This window comes from Pyramidobacter piscolens W5455, from assembly GCF_000177335.1.
Lineage (GTDB): Bacteria > Synergistota > Synergistia > Synergistales > Dethiosulfovibrionaceae > Pyramidobacter > Pyramidobacter piscolens.
In genome coordinates this window covers 1-536 of sequence record NZ_ADFP01000065.1, presented here as the reverse complement: position 1 = coordinate 536, position 536 = coordinate 1, and the positions used below count along the sequence as shown (strand labels likewise).

At 63.8% G+C, this 536-nt stretch carries 1 protein-coding gene; it reads right to left on the bottom strand.

Features of this window, described 5'->3' with window-relative positions:
* Positions 1–434, bottom strand: a 434-nt coding sequence (locus tag HMPREF7215_RS05930) for a Fic family protein (protein WP_009164810.1), incomplete at its 3' end; no start/stop codon positions are given.
* Between the last annotated feature and the right edge of the window lie 102 nt (positions 435–536).

The window sequence follows — 536 nt, the reverse complement described above, 5'->3', positions numbered from 1 at the left end:
TTCAGCAGAGCGGCCATTTCCTCGTGGATCAGCAGCGGCTCCGTCGGCGTGTGGAAAGCCCCGGCGATGACGACGGGCACTTTCCGATACCGGCCCTTGTCTTCCGGCCTGTCCATGAGCACAAGGGAATGGATTTCCCGGATGCGCCACTCTGTCAGCGGTTCTTTTTCCGAGACGAGCCGCTCGACGCAGGCGAAGGCGTCGCGGTGGCCGATGGCTTCCAGGTGGTCTTTCAGCGGCTTCTCGCCGATGGTGATCCCTTCCAGCACAAGCGCCGTTTCCCTGAGCGTCAGCGTGTTGCCCTCGATGGCGTTGGAGTTGTAGGTGTACTCGATCGTGAACTGTTCCCGAAGGCGTTCCAGCTCTCCGGGCGTCAATGGCCGGCAGGCGTCGAGCTTGGCTTTCAGCTCCGCGAGGCGGGAGCGGCTAATCATGAGCCTGCTCCTTCTCTTCGCGGCCGGCTTCCGGTTCGTCGGCTTCAGCGCTGGCCGCAGGCTCGTGCTCGATCACGTTCTGGATCGGCGCGCGAAGGGCGG